This window comes from Rhodanobacter caeni (genome assembly GCF_039523575.1).
In the GTDB taxonomy this organism is placed as follows: Bacteria; Pseudomonadota; Gammaproteobacteria; order Xanthomonadales; family Rhodanobacteraceae; genus Rhodanobacter; species Rhodanobacter caeni.
In genome coordinates this window covers 14,251-29,914 of sequence record NZ_BAAAFO010000006.1, presented here as the reverse complement: position 1 = coordinate 29,914, position 15,664 = coordinate 14,251, and the positions used below count along the sequence as shown (strand labels likewise).

Annotated in this window: 11 protein-coding genes; all 11 read left to right on the top strand. The window is 67.6% G+C overall.

Annotation, left to right across the window (positions count from 1 at the left end):
* The first annotated feature begins 26 nt into the window (after positions 1–26).
* The 11 genes from ABD017_RS16360 to ABD017_RS16310 all read left to right on the top strand — a co-directional run bounded on the left by ABD017_RS16360 (position 27) and on the right by ABD017_RS16310 (position 15,662).
* Positions 27–1,109 (top strand): phosphatidylinositol-specific phospholipase C domain-containing protein, encoded by a 1,083-nt coding sequence (locus ABD017_RS16360; RefSeq protein ID WP_343883882.1) that lies wholly within the window; start codon positions 27–29, stop codon positions 1,107–1,109.
* A 98-nt stretch (positions 1,110–1,207) separates the two neighbouring features.
* Positions 1,208–1,495 carry a PAAR domain-containing protein gene (locus tag ABD017_RS16355; RefSeq protein WP_343883881.1) on the top strand — a complete coding sequence of 96 codons (288 nt, stop codon included), beginning with the start codon at positions 1,208–1,210 and terminating at the stop codon, positions 1,493–1,495.
* 98 nt (positions 1,496–1,593) lie between these two features.
* Positions 1,594–2,886: a tetratricopeptide repeat protein gene (locus tag ABD017_RS16350; RefSeq protein WP_425543760.1), complete on the top strand. Its 1,293-nt coding sequence runs from the start codon at positions 1,594–1,596 to the stop codon at positions 2,884–2,886.
* A gap of 82 nt (positions 2,887–2,968) precedes the next feature.
* Positions 2,969–5,008 (top strand): type VI secretion system Vgr family protein, encoded by a 2,040-nt coding sequence (locus tag ABD017_RS16345; RefSeq protein ID WP_343883879.1) that lies wholly within the window; start codon positions 2,969–2,971, stop codon positions 5,006–5,008.
* 28 nt (positions 5,009–5,036) lie between these two features.
* Positions 5,037–5,567 (top strand): DUF6931 family protein, encoded by a 531-nt coding sequence (locus tag ABD017_RS16340; RefSeq protein WP_343883877.1) that lies wholly within the window; start codon positions 5,037–5,039, stop codon positions 5,565–5,567.
* A 125-nt stretch (positions 5,568–5,692) separates the two neighbouring features.
* A complete protein-coding gene (gene tagH, locus ABD017_RS16335) occupies positions 5,693–7,015 on the top strand; it encodes a type VI secretion system-associated FHA domain protein TagH (RefSeq protein WP_343883876.1) in 1,323 nt (440 codons plus the stop codon).
* Positions 7,016–7,152: 137 nt separating this feature from the next.
* A complete protein-coding gene (gene tssK, locus ABD017_RS16330; RefSeq protein ID WP_343883875.1) occupies positions 7,153–8,490 on the top strand; it encodes a type VI secretion system baseplate subunit TssK in 1,338 nt (445 codons plus the stop codon).
* Positions 8,491–8,530: 40 nt separating this feature from the next.
* Complete coding sequence (icmH, locus tag ABD017_RS16325; protein ID WP_425543759.1) at positions 8,531–9,838, top strand: type IVB secretion system protein IcmH/DotU; 1,308 nt, start codon at positions 8,531–8,533, stop codon at positions 9,836–9,838.
* 16 nt (positions 9,839–9,854) lie between these two features.
* On the top strand, positions 9,855–13,355 hold the full coding sequence (gene tssM, locus ABD017_RS16320; RefSeq protein ID WP_343883873.1) for a type VI secretion system membrane subunit TssM: 3,501 nt from the start codon (positions 9,855–9,857) through the stop codon (positions 13,353–13,355).
* A 4-nt stretch (positions 13,356–13,359) separates the two neighbouring features.
* The gene (tagF, locus tag ABD017_RS16315) at positions 13,360–14,946 is read left to right on the top strand and encodes a type VI secretion system-associated protein TagF (protein ID WP_343883872.1); all 1,587 of its coding nucleotides are present in this window, start codon (positions 13,360–13,362) and stop codon (positions 14,944–14,946) included.
* Positions 14,943–15,662 (top strand): PP2C family protein-serine/threonine phosphatase, encoded by a 720-nt coding sequence (locus ABD017_RS16310; RefSeq protein WP_343883871.1) that lies wholly within the window; start codon positions 14,943–14,945, stop codon positions 15,660–15,662. Before tagF ends, ABD017_RS16310 begins: the two co-directional genes overlap by 4 nt.
* Positions 15,663–15,664 lie beyond the last annotated feature (2 nt).

Genomic DNA, 15,664 nt, shown 5'->3' with positions numbered 1-15,664 from the left:
AGTTTCCCTATCTAGGAGTCGAGCTTATGGCGGGGTTTGGAGCTTTTGCCAACAAGCGGTTGTGTGACGTGGTATTCCCGGGTACGCATGATGCGGGCATCTACGGCAACGACCTTGGCAGCGTTGTCAAGACGCAGAACCTGAGCATTGGCGAGCAGGCGAAGGCGGGCGTGCGCTATTTCGACTTGCGCATCATCAAGATCAAGACCAATGGCAAGCTGGAGCAAAGGGCCTATCACGCCCCAGGCTTCAGCCGAGAGAAAGACAAAAAGCTGGGTTCGTACCAGACAGCGGCGACGGGCGGTGGCGTGGGTGGCGATCGCCTCTCGCAGATGCTCGACCAGGCGCGCGAGTTCGTGATGAAGAACCCGGAGGAGTTTCTCATCCTGCGCTTCTCGAAGTGCGGTGACATGGAAGAGGTAGCCAACCAGTGCATTTTGAAGCTGGGTGACCAGCGGTTTGCGAGCAACGTCAACCTCAACGTGGCCACGATTGCCTCGTTGCAGGGCAAGGTCATCGTGGTATTCGATAGCGGTGATTTCAACAAGTTTCCCACCGCACTCAAGAACACGCCCGGCATCCTTCCGGTGAAGGCGATGTTCAACAAGAAAGGCGATGGGCACGCCCAATACAGCCCGTACATGTGGGGTCTGCAGTATTTCGGCAACTACTCGAATACCGGCGACAAGAAAAAGAACATCAAGAAGCAGCTGAACATCCTCTCGCAGGGGCCGATCAGTAGCCCGGAACTGCTGGGAATGATGTACTGGACGCTTACCAGCAACCCTGGAGAAGGCTTGCACAAGCTCTTCTACAGCATCGAGAAGCGCGACAAGGGCATGTGGACGTCGTCGCAGAAGGCGCTGACCGATGCATGGAAGGCCGGCGTCAAGAGCCACATCATCGCCAGGGCGGGCGTGCTGCACCAGCAGTGGCGTGCCAAGGGTTTTCCGCCGCAGACCGTCGATCGGGTATCGAAGTCCTTCATGCCCAACATCATCATGATCGATTTCGCCGACGCCAATCGCTGCGCCACGATCTGGAACCTCAACCTTGCGACTGAAGACATGATCGGGCAGTTGCGCGACGACTTGTTGGTGACCGGTTGAGCATCAAAGCCATGCATGCCGTCGACGACAGCCGATGACAGGTCGCGGCAACAACCGCACAGCGAGTCGTTTTCAATGAATCTTTCCGGGGATTGACCATGCAACCTGCCGCCCGTCTCACCGACTTGCACACCTGTCCGATGACCACCGGACCGGTGCCGCATGTGGGCGGGCCGATTTCCGCGCCCGGTGCGCCCAAAGTGCTGATTGGCGGCCTGCCTGCGGCCTGCGTGGGCGACATGGCCGTTTGCGTGGGTCCGCCCGACTCCATCGTGGCGGGTTCGCCGAAGGTGCTCATCGGCGGCAAGCCGGCCGCGCGCATGGGCGACAGCACGGCGCATGGCGGCGTGATCGTATTGGGTTGCATGAAGGTGTTGATAGGCTGATGGGAAGGGGTAAGCGCGTGGTATCGAGCAATGCGAACGTGAGCTGGCGGGCGCCGGCGCCGGCACAGCCGGCGTATGCGGTGGTGCTGGAGCGCGCGATGAAGGCACACCAGGCCCATGACCTGGACACGGCCGAACGGCTGTATGGCGAGGTGCTGGAGTTGCGCGCGGCGCAGCCCGACGCCCTGCACTACCTGGGGGTGCTGATGCACCAGCGCGACCGCAGCGACGAGGCGGTCGCGTTGATCAATACCTCGTTGAAGATCACGCCCAGGCATCCCGATGCGCACAACAACCTGGGCAACATCCACAAGGAGTGCGGTCGCCTGGCCGAGGCGGAGGCCTGCTATCGGCGCGCGCTGGAGTGCGGGCCCACGCACTACAACGCGCTGTGCAACCTGGCCTTCGTGCTGGAAGTGCAGGAGCGGCCCGACGACGCGTTCGAGGCCTATGGCGAACTTCTGCGCAAGGCGCCCACGTTCGCCCACGGGCAGTACATGATGGGCCTGTTCCTGCGCAATTACGCCCAGAACGTGGAACACATCGAGCAGTCGATCGCGTGTTTCCGCGAGGCGTATCGGCTGGACCCGCGCAACCTGCGCGCGCTGGAGGGGCTGGGTATTTCGCTGTACACCCTTGGCCGCCACGACGAGGCCAGGGAGGTCTACCGCGACTGGCTTGAGCGCGAGCCGCACAACCCCATCCCGCGCCACATGCTGGCGGCCACCGGCGGCGCGGAAACACCGCCGCGCGCGGATGAGGCTTACGTGCGCAACGTGTTCGACAGCTTTGCCGACAGTTTCGACGAGCAATTGCTGAAGAACCTCGATTACCGCGCTCCCGAAGTGCTGGCCGAGGCGCTGGGCAAGGTGTTGCCCGCGGCCAACGGCAGCCTCGACGTGCTCGACGCCGGTTGCGGCACGGGCCTGTGCGCGCCCTTGCTGCGCCCGCACGCACGCACGCTGGTGGGCGTGGACTTGTCCGGCGGCATGATCGAGAAAGCGCGCGCGCGTGGTGGCTACGACGAGCTGGTGGTGGCGGAACTGACGGCGTACCTGCAGGCCCATCCCTCCGCCTACGACGTGGTGATCTCGGCGGACACGCTGATCTATTTCGGTGACCTGGCACCCGTGCTGGAGGCGGCGCACGGCGCCTTGAGGCAGGGCGGCTGGCTGGCGTTCACGCTGGAGGTGCTGGAGGGCGAGGGCGACCGCTACGCGTTGTCCTCCAGCGGGCGATACCAGCACACCCGCGACCACACGCAGGCAGTCGTCGAGTCCGCGGGTTTCGATCGCGTCACGATCGGCACGGACATGCTGCGCAAGGAGCACGGCAAGATCGTATCGGGCTGGGTGGTGCTGGCGCGGCGCGGAGGGAACGACATGCGCTGATGCGGATTTCCGTATCGGCACCGGTGCCGACCACCCCGCCGCACGCAGTTCAGCGCGCACAGATTTCCCGGAGACGCGACACATGGCACACGCGATGACCTTATCCACCGACCTTGGCGACAAGCTGTTGTTTGTGCGCCTGGTTGCCAGCGAGCAGCTCGGGCGGCTGTTCGATTACCGCGTGGACATGCTCAGCCAGGACGAACACGTGGACCTGCGCAAGCTGCTCGGTACGCCGATGACGGCGACGCTGAAAACCGAGGACGGCCATACGCGCCACTTCAACGGCATCGTGTGCGACGCGGCGCAGACGGGATTCCAGACCATCGAGAACGTGCGCTATGCCACCTACAGCGCCACGTTGGTGCCCAAGCCCTGGTTGCTGACGCGCAAGGTGGATTGCCGCATCTACACCAAGATGAGCGTGCCCGAGATCATCAGCACGGTGCTGGGCGAGATCGGCTATGCGGACGTCAAGAAAAGCCTCAGTGGCAACTACCCCAAGCGCGATTATTGCGTGCAATACCGCGAGGACTACTTCAGCTTCCTCAGCCGCCTGATGGAGCAGGAGGGCATCTACTACTACTTCACCCATACCTCCGGCACGCATACCATGGTGCTGGCCGATGCGCTGGGTGCGCACGCGCGCACGCGCGGGCTGGAGAAGATTCCGTACATGCCCGCGGCGCTGCGCGCGCCTTTCGCCCCGGCGTCGATCACGTCGTGGAGCTCGCGGCAATCGGTCAATTCGCTGAAGTTCCAGCTCACCGACTACGACCCGCTCAACCCCAGGACCTCGCTGCTGGCCACCCGCTCGCTGGACAGCGGCGGCGACTATCACAACCTGTCCGGCCTGGACGTTTTCGACTACCCCGGCAGCCATGCGCTGGCCGATCAGGGCCAGCATTACGCGCAGGTGCGCATGGAGGCGATGAACGTGCCGCATGCGCTGTTCAGGGGCAGCACGGATGCCTGCGGCATGAGCATCGGCGCGTTGTTCGAGCTGCAGGACTTTCCGCGCAACGAGCTCAATCGCGAATACCTGGTGACCTCGACCAATCTCCAGTTCGTGGAGCCGGACTACGTATCGGGCCATGACGGCGAGGCGGTCGAACCTTTCACCTGCAGCTTCGAGGCGATCGCAAGCAAGCAGCCCTACCGCAGCGCGCAGACCACGCCGCGCCCGCGCATCGTGGGCCTGCAGACGGCGGTGGTCACCGGCAGCGACACCGACGAGGACATCGCCGTCGACAAGTACGGCCGCGTGCAGGTGACGTTCCACTGGAACAAGCCGGACAAGCCCAACGCGCAGAGTTCGTGCCCGGTGCGGGTGGCCTCGCCGTGGGCGGGCAAGACCTGGGGCGCGGTGAGCATTCCGCGCGTGGGCCAGGAAGTGGTGGTGAGTTTCCTGGAGGGCGACCCGGACCGCCCGCTGATCATCGGCAGCGTCTACAACGACGACAACATGCCGCCGTACACGCTGCCGGCCAACAAGACCCAGAGCGGCATCAAGAGCCGCAGCCTCAACGGCGTGGCGGCCGACGCCAACGAGTTGCGCTTCGAGGACAAGAAGGGCAGCGAGGACTTTTTCATCCACGCGCAGAAGGACATGCACGAGGAGGTGGAGAACGACCACGTGGTGGCGATCGACCACGACGAGACGATCACCATCAAGAACGACCAGACCCTCACGGTCAATCACGACCAGACCGAGAAGGTCGACAACGACCGCAAGCACACGGTGGGCAACAACGACACCCTGGACGTGAAGCAGAACGGCAGCACCACCATCGGGCAGAAGTTCAAGCTGGAGGCGGGCAGCCAGATCGAGCTGGTCACCGGTTCGTCCAGCATCGTGATGAAGAGCTCCGGCGAGATCGAGATCAAGGGACTCAACATCACCATCACCGGCAACAGCTCGGTGAAGGTGAACGGCCAGACGTCGGTGGCCATCAAGTCGGGCGCCACCATGGATATCGCCGCGGGCGCCAGCATGAAGGTGAAGTCCGACGGCATGCTCGACGTCGCCGGCAGCGCGATGACCACGGTCAAGGGCACCAAGCTGACCCTGAGCGGCGACGCGATGGCACAGTTGTCCGGTGGCATCATCATGATTGGTTGAACGGGGGAGTATCGACGTGTCAGCGGTAATGCGAGCATCGACCGAGATGGAGCTTTCCGGGGAATCCAGTGCCCGGTTGCGCCCGGACATGGCCCCGCTGGCGGCGGTGCAACTGCTGCTGGATGCCGGCGAGGTGCCCGAGGCCTTGAAGCTGCTGGCGCGCCTGCTGCCCAAGCGTTATGCCGTGGCCTGGCTGTGCCAGTGCGCCCGCGACCAGCCGCTGGCGGTCGAGGACAGGGCCGGCGCAGTGCTGGCCGAGGCATGGGTACGCGACCCCGACGAAGACAACCGTCGCGCCGCGCTGGATTTCGCCAGTGCGGGCGAATACCGCTCGCTGGGCGCCTGGATCGCCGCGTCGGCGGGCTGGTCTGGCGGCAGCCTGGCGCCGGCCACGCAGGAGGTCGCCGTGCCGCCTGCCGACCACCTCACCGCCCGTGCCGTGGTGGCCGCGATCAACCTGATGGCCGCGCTGGAACCCGCCCAGTTCGAGCAGCGACGCGCCGGTTTCATCGAGCGGGCCATGGTGCTGCTGAACAACGGAGCGGCGGGACGTGATTGACCATGCGCTTTCCCGTGGCCAGGGGGTTTCCTGGCGCATCCGCAGGCCGCGCAGGAGTGCGCTGCGCGCGGCAACGAAGCGGCGGATGATCCGCCGCTTTGATGATTCTTCGAGGTGATTTGAACGTGTCGACGTCACAGACATTGCTGCTTGCCGTGATCGGCCACCAGGCAGCGCAATTCGGCAGCCGCAGCCAGAAGGCGTTCGAGGGGCGCGACGGCAGCATCGGGCGATCCGAGGATTGCGACTGGGTGCTGAGCTCGTCCGGCGTTTCGCGCGTGCACGCGATGATCCGCTGTCTCAACGGCATCTATTTCATCGAGGACCGCAGCACCAACGGCATGCTGCTCAACGGCCGCCCGCTGATCAAGGGCGACCCGTCCGCGTTGAAGGACGGCGATCGCCTGCAGATCGATACCTTCGAGGTCGGCGTGAGCCTGCAGAGCGGCAACGCGGAGACCGTCTTCACGCCTTCGCCGCGTGCCGCCGCTCCCGCACCGATGGCGGCCGACCCGCTGGATTTCGGCCTGCTCGATCTTGCCGCGCCCGCCCCGTCGTTACCCGCCGACCTGCTGGGTGACAGCCTGATCCCCGGCAGCGGCCAGGGCGGTGCGGCTGGCTTCCTCGATCCGCTGAGCTTTCTCGATGCGCCGCCGGCCGCCTCGCCGCTGATTCCCGAGACACCGACAGGCGCCGGCTCCGATTGGAACCAGAACGCAGGCCTGGACGACCACTTTCGTCCGCCGGCCACCACCGGCCAACGCCAGGCGCTGCCGGAAAACTGGGATCTGACCATCGGCGACTTTGCGTCACCGGCGCCTGCGCCCGCACCTGCACCTGCACCTGCACCTGTACCCGTGGCGGCCCCGGCACCGATCGCGCCGCCGCCGGCACCGCAGGCGGCCGTGGGCGCGGCGGCCCTGTCGCCGGAGCTCGACCAGATCTTCAGGATCGTGATCGACGGCGTGATGGACGTGCTGCGCGCGCGCGCGGAAATCAAGAACACCTTCCGCCTGCCGGTCACCATCATCCAGCGCTCGGAGAACAACCCGCTGAAGTTCGCGCCCACCGCCGAGGAGGCGATGCAGAAGATCCTGGCGCCGTCGAACACGGCGTTTCTCTCCGGCACGGCGGCGTTCCAGGATGCGTTCGACGACATCCGCTGCCACCAGATGGCGATGCTGGCGGGCGTGCGCGCGGGCTTCGATTCGCTGATGGCGCATTTCAACCCCGAACGGTTCGAGCACGAGGTCGATGGCGGCAAGCGCTCCGCGTTCGGCGGCAAGGGCAAGTATTGGGAAAAGTACCAGGACAACTTCGAGGGCCTGATGAAAGACCCCGATGAATGCTTCCGGCGGCTGTTTGGCGACGAGTTCGCACGCGCCTACGAGGAGCAGCTGTCGCGGCTGAAATCGGCGCGGCGCGCCAGTCACGCGTCCGGACGCTGAGCGCCGGCGGGGGGAAGACAGGGGCGGGGGAAGCGGTACCACGGCAATGAATGCGCCCGCATCGATGCATCGGTGCGGGCGGGCAACGTCCGGCGGCAGCGCCGGCAGGGTTCACCAAGATGGGCGGAAGTGAAGCGATGACGCAGAACAACAAGGTGGTTTGGAGCGAGGGCCTGTTCCTGCGGCCCCAGCACATGCAGCAGCAGGAGCGCTATCTGGAGCGCCTGGTGGAGCTGCGTGCCGGCGCCCTGCGCCCGTACACCTGGGGCTTCACCGAACTGGAGCTGGAAACCGACCTGCTGGCGATTGGCAAGCTGGGCATCCGCAGCGCCCGCGGCACCTTTCCCGACGGCACGCCGTTCGCGATGCCCGGCGACGATCCGCTGCCGCCGGCGCTCGACGTGGATGCCAACTGGCGCGACCAGACCGTGTTCCTCACCCTGCCGCTGCGTTCGCCCACGCAGCCGGACAGCGGCCGCGCCGAAGCGCCGGCGGAAAAACTGTTCCGCTACCGCGTGCGCGAAACCGAGGTGCGCGACGCCTCCGGCAGCGTCGACGGCACCACGCCGCTGGAAGTGGGCGGCATGAGCAGCCGGCTGTTGCCGCAGTCGCAACCGATGGAAGGGCTCACGCATATCCCGCTGGCGCGCATCGTGGAGTGCCGCGCCGATCGGCGCGTGGTGCTGGACGATGCGTTCATGCCCAGCGCGCAGAGCTGCCGTGCGGTGCCGCGGCTGGTGACCTTTCTCACCGAGCTGCTGGGCCTGCTGCACCAGCGCGGCGAGGCGCTGGCCGCGCGGGTGGCCCTGACCGACCGTGGCGGCGCGGCGGAAATCGCCGACTTCCTGCTGCTGCAGGTGGTGAACCGGTTCCAGCCGCTGATCGCGCATCTGGCCGAGTCGCCCACGCTGCACCCGGAGGATTTCTACCGCACCCTGGTTGGCATGGCCGGCGAGCTGGCCACGTTCACCGCGCCGGGCAAGCGGCCTACCGCGTTTCCCCCGTATCGCCACGAGCTGCTGCGCGAAAGCTTCGAGCCGGTGATCGGCGCGCTGCGGACCAGCCTCAGCGCGGTGATGGAACAGACCGCCACGCCGATCCCGCTGCAACAGCGCAAGTTCGGCGTGTGGGTGGCGGTGGTGCCGGACCTGGGGCTGCTCGATACCGCCGCCTTCGTGCTGGCGGCCAAGGCCGACATGAAGTCCGAGGACCTGCGCCGGCAACTGCCGGCGCAATCGAAGATCGGCCCGGTCGAGAAGATCCGCGACCTGGTCAACCTGCAACTGCCCGGCATCGTGGTGGCGCCGATGCCGGTGGCGCCGCGGCAGATTCCGTACAACGCCGGCTATCTCTATTTCGAGTTCGACAAGCACTCGCCGATGTGGCGGCTGCTGAAGACCTCGGGCGGCATCGCGTTCCATTTCGGCGAGGAGTTCGCCGGTCTCGACCTGCAGCTGTGGGCCATCAGGGGCTGATCACATGAACAACGGCAACGGTCCCATCGACGACGATCCCATGCGCGACGCCACCGTGGTGCGGCCGCGTTCGGCCACGCCCACGGCGGCGCCTCCACCGGCCGTCGCTGCCGCGCCATCGGCGCGCGCGCCGCGCATCGACCAGGCCAGCCCGGCGGAGATCAGCGCGTTCCTGGGCGGCGGCATGAACCCGCTGGTGCAGGCGGCCAGCCCGCTGCTGCTGCTGGCGGTGCAACTGCGCCTCAGCGCCTCGCAGCCCAATGCCGCGCACCTGCGCGAGCAGGTGATCACCCAGGTGCGCAAGTTCGAAAGCCACGCGCAGGCCGCCGGTATCCCCGCGCAGACCGTGGTGGCGGCGCGCTACGTGCTGTGCGCGATGCTGGACGAATCGGTATTGAACGCGCCGTGGGGCGAGCACAGCGGCTGGGCGCAGAAGACCCTGCTGGTGACCTTCCACGGCGAGTCGTACGGCGGCGCCAAGTTCTTCCAGATCCTGGAGCGCCTGTGCGCGGATTTCGCCCGGCATGTCGACCTGATCGAGCTGATGTACATCTGCCTGGCGCTGGGTTTCGGCGGGCGCTACCAGATCGAGACCGGCGGTCGCGCCAGGCTGGCTGAGATCCAGGAAGATCTTTACCGCCGCATCAAGGCGCAGCGCGCGCCGGCCGCCGAGGAACTGGCGCCGCACTGGCGCGGCGTGGAGGATCGGCGCAACCCGCTGGTGCGCTACGTGCCGCTGTGGGTGATCGCGGCCGCCGCCGCCGCGCTGCTGCTGGCCGGCTTCGTGTACTTCTATTCGCGCCTCAACGACCTGTCGGCGCCGGCCAGCGCCCAGATCGCCCAGATCGGCCTGGAAAGCGCCACGCCGCCGGATACCGCACGCCTGAACCAGGCGCAGCCGAAGCCCGCGCGCCCCACGCTCAAGCAACTGCTGGCGCCGCAGGAACAGGCCGGCGAGCTCAGCATCATCGACCGCGACGACGGCCAGGAGCTGCTGCGCCTGAGCGCGCCGTCGATGTTTGCCTCCGGTGGCACCGAGGTGAGTGCGGCGCAGTTGCCGCTGCTGCACACGATCACCAAGGCGCTGAACCAGGTGCCGGGCCGGGTGATCGTCGTCGGCCACACCGACGACCAGCCGATTCATTCGCTGAAGTTCAAGGACAACTTCGCGTTGTCGGCCGCACGCGCCCGCTCTGTGCTGCAGATCCTCAGCCAGGGCATCGACAACGCCGCGCGGCTGGAATCCAGCGGCGCCGGCGCGTCGAAGCCGATCGCCCTGCCGCCCGATCTTCCGGCCAACCGCACGCGCAACCGCCGCGTCGAAATCATCTACATCCCCGAGGGTTGAGCGAGTGAGCAAGCTGATGACGTTGTTCCGGACCGGCTGGTTCATCACCCTCGTCGGGATCGTGTTGCTGTCGGTGCTGATCTGGCTGGGCGGTCCGTACCTGGGCCTGGGCGATACCCAGCCCTTGGCCAGCTCGATCGCGCGGCTGGTGCTGATCGTGCTGATCGTGGTGGTCTGGGTGGTATGCCTGCAGGTGCAGCAGTTGCGCATGCGCAGCAAGACCAAGCAGATGTCCGGCGACCTGGCCGGGCAGGGCGCGCAGGAGGCGGGCGACGACCGCAGCACCGCCGAGCGCGCGCAGTTGCAGGGGCGCTTCCAGGAGGCGATCGACACCTTGCGCAAGACCCGCCGCGGCGGCAGCAATTTGTACACCTTGCCGTGGTACGTGGTGATCGGCCCGCCGGGCTCGGGCAAGAGCACGCTGCTGCAGAATTCCGGCCTCAATTTCCCGTTGTCCGACCGCTTCGGCAAGGAAGCGCTGCGCGGCATCGGCGGCACCCGCAACTGCGACTGGTGGTTCACCGACGAGGCGGTGTTCCTCGACACCGCCGGCCGCTACACCACGCAGGATTCCGACCGCGGCGCCGACGCCTCGGCGTGGACGGAGTTTCTGAAACTGCTGCGCAAGTACCGCAAGCGGCGGCCGATCAATGGCGTGATCATCGCCATGAGCATGTCCGACCTGCTGGTGCTGGACGAGACCGGCCGGCACGAGCATATCCAGGCGATCCGCCGCCGGCTGGACGAGCTGTCCGAGCAGTTGCGCATCGGCGTGCCGGTGTACCTGGTGTTCACCAAGTGCGACCTGATCGCCGGCTTCACCGAGTTCTTCGACGATCTCAACCCGCAACTGCGCAGCCAGGTGTGGGGCGTGTCGTTCCCCGTCGGCAAGACGGTGGACGGCACCGCCGCGCGCAGTTTCGCCGACGAGTTCGGCCTGCTGCTGGACCGGCTCAACACGCGCATCCTCGATCGGCTGCATACCGAGCGCGATCGCGCGCGGCGCGCGGCGATCCTGTCGTTCCCGCAGCAACTGGGCGCGCTGCGCGAGATTGCGCAGCAGTTCGTGGAAGGCGTGTTCAGCGGACACCAGTACGGCACGCCGCCGCTGTTGCGTGGCGTGTACCTCACCTCCGGCACGCAGGAAGGCACGCCGATCGACCGCATGATGGGCGCGGTGGCGCGCACCTTCGGCGTGGACGCGGCGCAGGTGCAGGCGCCGGGTGCGCAGCGGCGCACGTTCTTTGTCGAGCGCCTGCTCAAGGACGTGCTGTTCAAGGAGTCGGGCTTCGCCGGCACCAACCCGAAGCTGGAGCGGCAGAAGATCCTGCTGCAGGCCGCCTCGTACGTGGGCGTGCTGCTGCTGACGCTGCTGCTGTTTGCCGGGTTCACCACCAGCTACGGCCGCAACAAGGCCTATCTGGCGCAGGTGCAGACCGCGATGGAAGGCTATCCGGCCGACAGCGACCCTTCGTCCGCCCCCAGCCAGAAGGCCTATTTCGCGATGGCGCTGGAGCGGTTGGAGGCGTTGTCGGCGGTGCAGGACACGGCGCGCAAATACCAGGGTGACGTGCCGCTCCTGATGCGCTTCGGCCTGTACCAGGGCCATGCCGTGGGCGACGAGGTGCACGATGCCTACATCCGCGAGCTCAACGGCGTGCTGTTGCCGGGCGTGGCCTCGCAGTTCCGCAGTGGGCTCACCGGCAGCGCCAGCGATCCGCAGGCGCTGTACTACTACCTCAAGGGCTACCTGATGCTGGGCGAGCCCGAGCACCAGGATGCCGACCAGCTGGTTGCGCTGACCGACATCGAGTGGCGCAAGATCTTCCCCAGCGACCCGGTGCTGCAGAAGGCGTTGTCCAGGCACTTCCAGGCACTGGTGGCCGAGCCCGGGCGGCTGCATCCGCTGACCCTGGACAGTGCCCTGGTGGAGCAGGCGCGCGCCACGCTGCGCACGGCGGATCTGTCCACCCTGATCTACGGCAGCCTGAAGCTCTCCGCCACCGGCGCGGAGCATCCGCCGCTGCGGCTGGACAAGGAGCTGGGTCTGCTCGGCAACGTGTTCCGGCGCAAGAGCGGCGCGGCGCTGTCCGACCCGCTGCCGGCGTTGTTCACCCAGCCGATGTTCGCCGACGAGGCGGGCAAGGGCATCGAACAGGCGGTGAAGCAGTTTGCCGCGGACGACTGGGTGTTCGGCGGCAGCAAGATCGACGCGATCGAACGGGCGCGCCTCGTGCAGCAGGTGCTGGCGCTGTACCAGCAGGACTACATCAAGACCTGGGACGCGCTGCTCGACGACCTGGAGCTGCAGCCGATCACCAGCATCCAGGACGCCAGCGCCATCGCGGCCAAGCTGTCCGGCCCCAGCTCGCCGCTAAAATCCCTGCTGCAGGTGGTGCGCGACAACACCCACGACATGCTGCGCGCGCCGCCGGTCAGCGCGGCTGAAAACGCGGCGGCGCTGGCGGAGAAGGCGGCGGCGAAGAAGGCCACGCAGAGTGCGTTGTCGCGGGCGCTGGCCAACGTCAACGGCGCGCCCGCGGCCGAAGCCGGCGAGAAGCCGGGCGCGGCGATCAGCGAGCATTTCGACACGCTCAACAAGCTCACCGACGGTGCGCCAGGCGCCGCTCCGATCGACCGCACGCTGAGCGTGCTCGACCAGCTCAGCAAGACCTTGCTGACCATGACCGACTTCAGCAGCGCCGCCGGCCAACCCAACCCGCAGTTGCTGATGGCGCAGCAGGAAGCGGCACAGTTGCCGCCACCGGTGTCCGGCTGGGTCGATGCGCTGACCGGCAAGAGCCAGGCGCTGGTGGCCAGCGGCACCAAGGGCGCGCTGGGCGACCAGTTCCAGCAGGCGGTGGGCAACGACTGCGCCGACTTCATCAAGGGCCGCTACCCGTTCGCGCCCAACGGACGCTCGGAAATCCCGCTGCAGAACTTCGGCGAGCTGTTCGGCAACGGCGGCCGTTTCGACACCTTCAACAAGCAGACGCTGGCGAAGCTGGTCGATGCCAGTGGTCGCAGCTGGCAGTGGAAAACCGGCCCCGGCGCGGTCGCCGGCCCCCCCGGCGTGCTGCAGCAGGCGCAGGCCGCGGACGACATCCGGCAGATGTATTTCCGCGGCGGCAACCTGCCGGAGGTGGACTTCACCATCCTGGCGCCCACGCTCGATCCGGCCATCGGCAAACTGGTGATCGACGTCGACGGGCAGAAGTACGAATACCAGCCCGGCGGCGCCACCAGTGCCGCGATGAAATGGCCGGGCCCGCAACCGGGCAGCGTCACCATCGCCGCCTACGACACCGCCGGTTCGCTGATCAGCTCGTTCGACTACCAGGGCGACTGGGCGTTCTTCCGCGCATTGCAGGCGGCGAACCTGCAGAAGCAGTCGGACCTGCGCTTCCTGGCCAGCTTCAACTTCGGCGGGCGCGTGGCCAAGGTGACGGTGCAGGCCAGCAATCTGCGCAACCCGTTCCTCAACACCGAGGTGCAGCACTTCAGGTGCGGAGGCTGAGCGCATGCCGAATCCGACAGGGGCAGGATTCTTCGGCAAGCTTCCCGGCGTGGGGGACTTCGTGCAGCGGCGCCTGCCGGCGCGCTTCGTCGACCGCTGGGACCAGCACTTCGAGCATGTGGTGGACGCGGCCCGCGGCGCGTTGGGCCACGACTGGCCGGCGGCCTATCACGCCAGCCCGACCTGGCGCTTCGCGATGCCGGCGGGTATCTGCGGGGAATCGGCCTGGGTGGGCGTACTGGGGCCGGCCAGCGACCGCGTGGGACGCTGTTTCCCGATGGTGATCGCCGCGCCGCTGGACCGCAGCGACGCGGTGACGCAGGCGCTGCTGCAGGGCGACCACTGGTTCGACACGCTGGCGCAGGTGCATGCGCGAGCCCAGGCCGATCCGTCGATCCAGGCCGAGGCATTCGACGGCCAACTGGCGGACTTGGCCGGCCCCTGCAATGGCAGCGCCATGGCCGCGCCGCAGCCACCGCAGCCGTTGGACTGGCGCAGCGCCAGTCACTGGCGTTTCCCGCTGGCGCCGGGCGCGGCGGGGGCGGCGCAACTGGCCGGGCTGTGGTCGCAACTGGCGTCCGCCGGCGACTGGTGCCTGTGGTGGACGACGGGCGCGGCGCGTGTCCCGCCCACCTTGCTGGCCACGCGCGGCCTGCCGCAGCCGGCCGCCTACGCCGCATTTCTCGATGCCGCGCACGCGGGTGCGCCGTGGCAGTCGGCGGGCGACTTCGGCCACCGCGCCGATGCGGAAACCACCCAGAACCGGCGCATCGCGTTTCCGCCGGCGCCCGCGGTCGAGATGGCGGACGCGCCGCCGCCCGCCGCACCGCGCACCTTGCTGCCGGACGATTTGTCCGAACTCTTCGCCGACCTGGCGATCGCGCCGGTGGCGGCGCCGGATGAGTTGCCCACGCACCTGGGCGACGTGCTGGAGGATGGCCCGGTCCGCTATCGCGCCGATGCGGCGCTGACCGTGGTGGCCGCCGACGACGGTTTGCGCGATCCCCGCCGGCAGGCCGCCGCCGTGGCGCATGCGCTGGTCGACGAGCTGGATGTCGCCGAGCTGGCCGGCGGCATCGGCGCCTTGCGCCAGCGTCTGATCGCGTCGCACGCGCCGCTGCGTCGGCGCGGCGAGGACCTGATCGATCCGATCGCCGAGGACGGCGCCGTGGTGGCGCTGCAATTGAACCAACGCCACGCCGCCGCGCTGCGCATCGGCAGCGCCGGCGTGTGGCATTGCCGCCACGGCCAGCTGCAGGCGTTGTTCGCCGGCGAAGCGGCCGCCGACGACGAAAGCCTCGGCCACGGCGGCGAGTTCGATGACTTGCTGTTCGGCCGCGTCAGCGCCGCCGCGCCCGGTCTGGGCGCCGTGGGCGGCCCGGTCTGCGAGGAGGCGGCTTGCGTGGTGGCCCCCGGCGACCGCCTGCTGCTGATGGCGACGCAGGCGCTGGTGCGGCTGCCGCCGGAACTGCTGGCCGAGGCGCTGGCCTTGCCCTCCATCGACGGCGCGCGTGCGCGCATCGCCGCGGCGGCCGGTTTCCGCTCGCCGCCGGTCCACTGGCCATTGGCCATCATCGAGATCACGCCATGACGATGCGCCACCAATCCGCCGGCTACACCGTGACCGGCAAGATCCGCAAGCACAACGAGGACGCCATCCTGGTGCGCGAGGACGTCGGCCTGTGGGTGGTGGCCGATGGCATGGGCGGCCATTCGGCCGGTGACTACGCCAGCGCGCTGATCATCGAACGGCTGGGCGCCTTGCCGCGTCCGGGCAGCGTGTACGACTTCATCGAATCGATCGAGGACACGCTGGTGCAGGTCAACACTGACCTGATCCGCACCGCCGTGACCCGTGGCGTGGACATCATCGGCTCCACCGTCGTGGTGCTGGTGCACCACAGCGATTTCATGCTGTGCGGCTGGGTCGGCGACAGCCGTGTGTACTGCTTCGAGGACGGCCGCCTGCGCCAGATCACCAGCGATCACGTGCATGGCATGAAGGAGGACGTTACCCAGTTCGGCAACACCCCGGCGCAGCCGCAGCCCGGCGCCGGCGCGCTGACCCGCGCGGTGGGCGCCGAGGATCACCTGTTCATCGACTGGGTCGTGGCCGGCAGCCGCCCCGGCATGCAGTTCGTGCTGTGCTCGGACGGCATCAACAAGGAAATGTCCGATGCCGAGATCGACGCCGAATGCCGCCGCCAGCTGGCCCCGCCCGAACTGGCCGCGCGCCTGATGGAGCTGGCCACCAGCCGCGCCGCCCGCGACAACATTTCCGCCGTCGCCGTACGGCTCCAGGATTGACG

What these genes read in the sequence shown, in the direction of transcription:
- ABD017_RS16360 (WP_343883882.1), top strand. Translation starts at nt 27, where the DNA reads ATGGCGGGGTTTGGAGCTTTTGCCAACAAGCGGTTGTGTGACGTGGTA.
- ABD017_RS16355 (WP_343883881.1), top strand. Translation starts at nt 1,208, where the DNA reads ATGCAACCTGCCGCCCGTCTCACCGACTTGCACACCTGTCCGATGACC.
- ABD017_RS16350 (WP_425543760.1), top strand. Translation starts at nt 1,594, where the DNA reads ATGAAGGCACACCAGGCCCATGACCTGGACACGGCCGAACGGCTGTAT.
- ABD017_RS16345 (WP_343883879.1), top strand. Translation starts at nt 2,969, where the DNA reads ATGGCACACGCGATGACCTTATCCACCGACCTTGGCGACAAGCTGTTG.
- ABD017_RS16340 (WP_343883877.1), top strand. Translation starts at nt 5,037, where the DNA reads ATGCGAGCATCGACCGAGATGGAGCTTTCCGGGGAATCCAGTGCCCGG.
- tssK (WP_343883875.1), top strand. Translation starts at nt 7,153, where the DNA reads ATGACGCAGAACAACAAGGTGGTTTGGAGCGAGGGCCTGTTCCTGCGG.
- icmH (WP_425543759.1), top strand. Translation starts at nt 8,531, where the DNA reads ATGCGCGACGCCACCGTGGTGCGGCCGCGTTCGGCCACGCCCACGGCG.
- tssM (WP_343883873.1), top strand. Translation starts at nt 9,855, where the DNA reads ATGACGTTGTTCCGGACCGGCTGGTTCATCACCCTCGTCGGGATCGTG.
- tagF (WP_343883872.1), top strand. Translation starts at nt 13,360, where the DNA reads ATGCCGAATCCGACAGGGGCAGGATTCTTCGGCAAGCTTCCCGGCGTG.
- ABD017_RS16310 (WP_343883871.1), top strand. Translation starts at nt 14,943, where the DNA reads ATGACGATGCGCCACCAATCCGCCGGCTACACCGTGACCGGCAAGATC.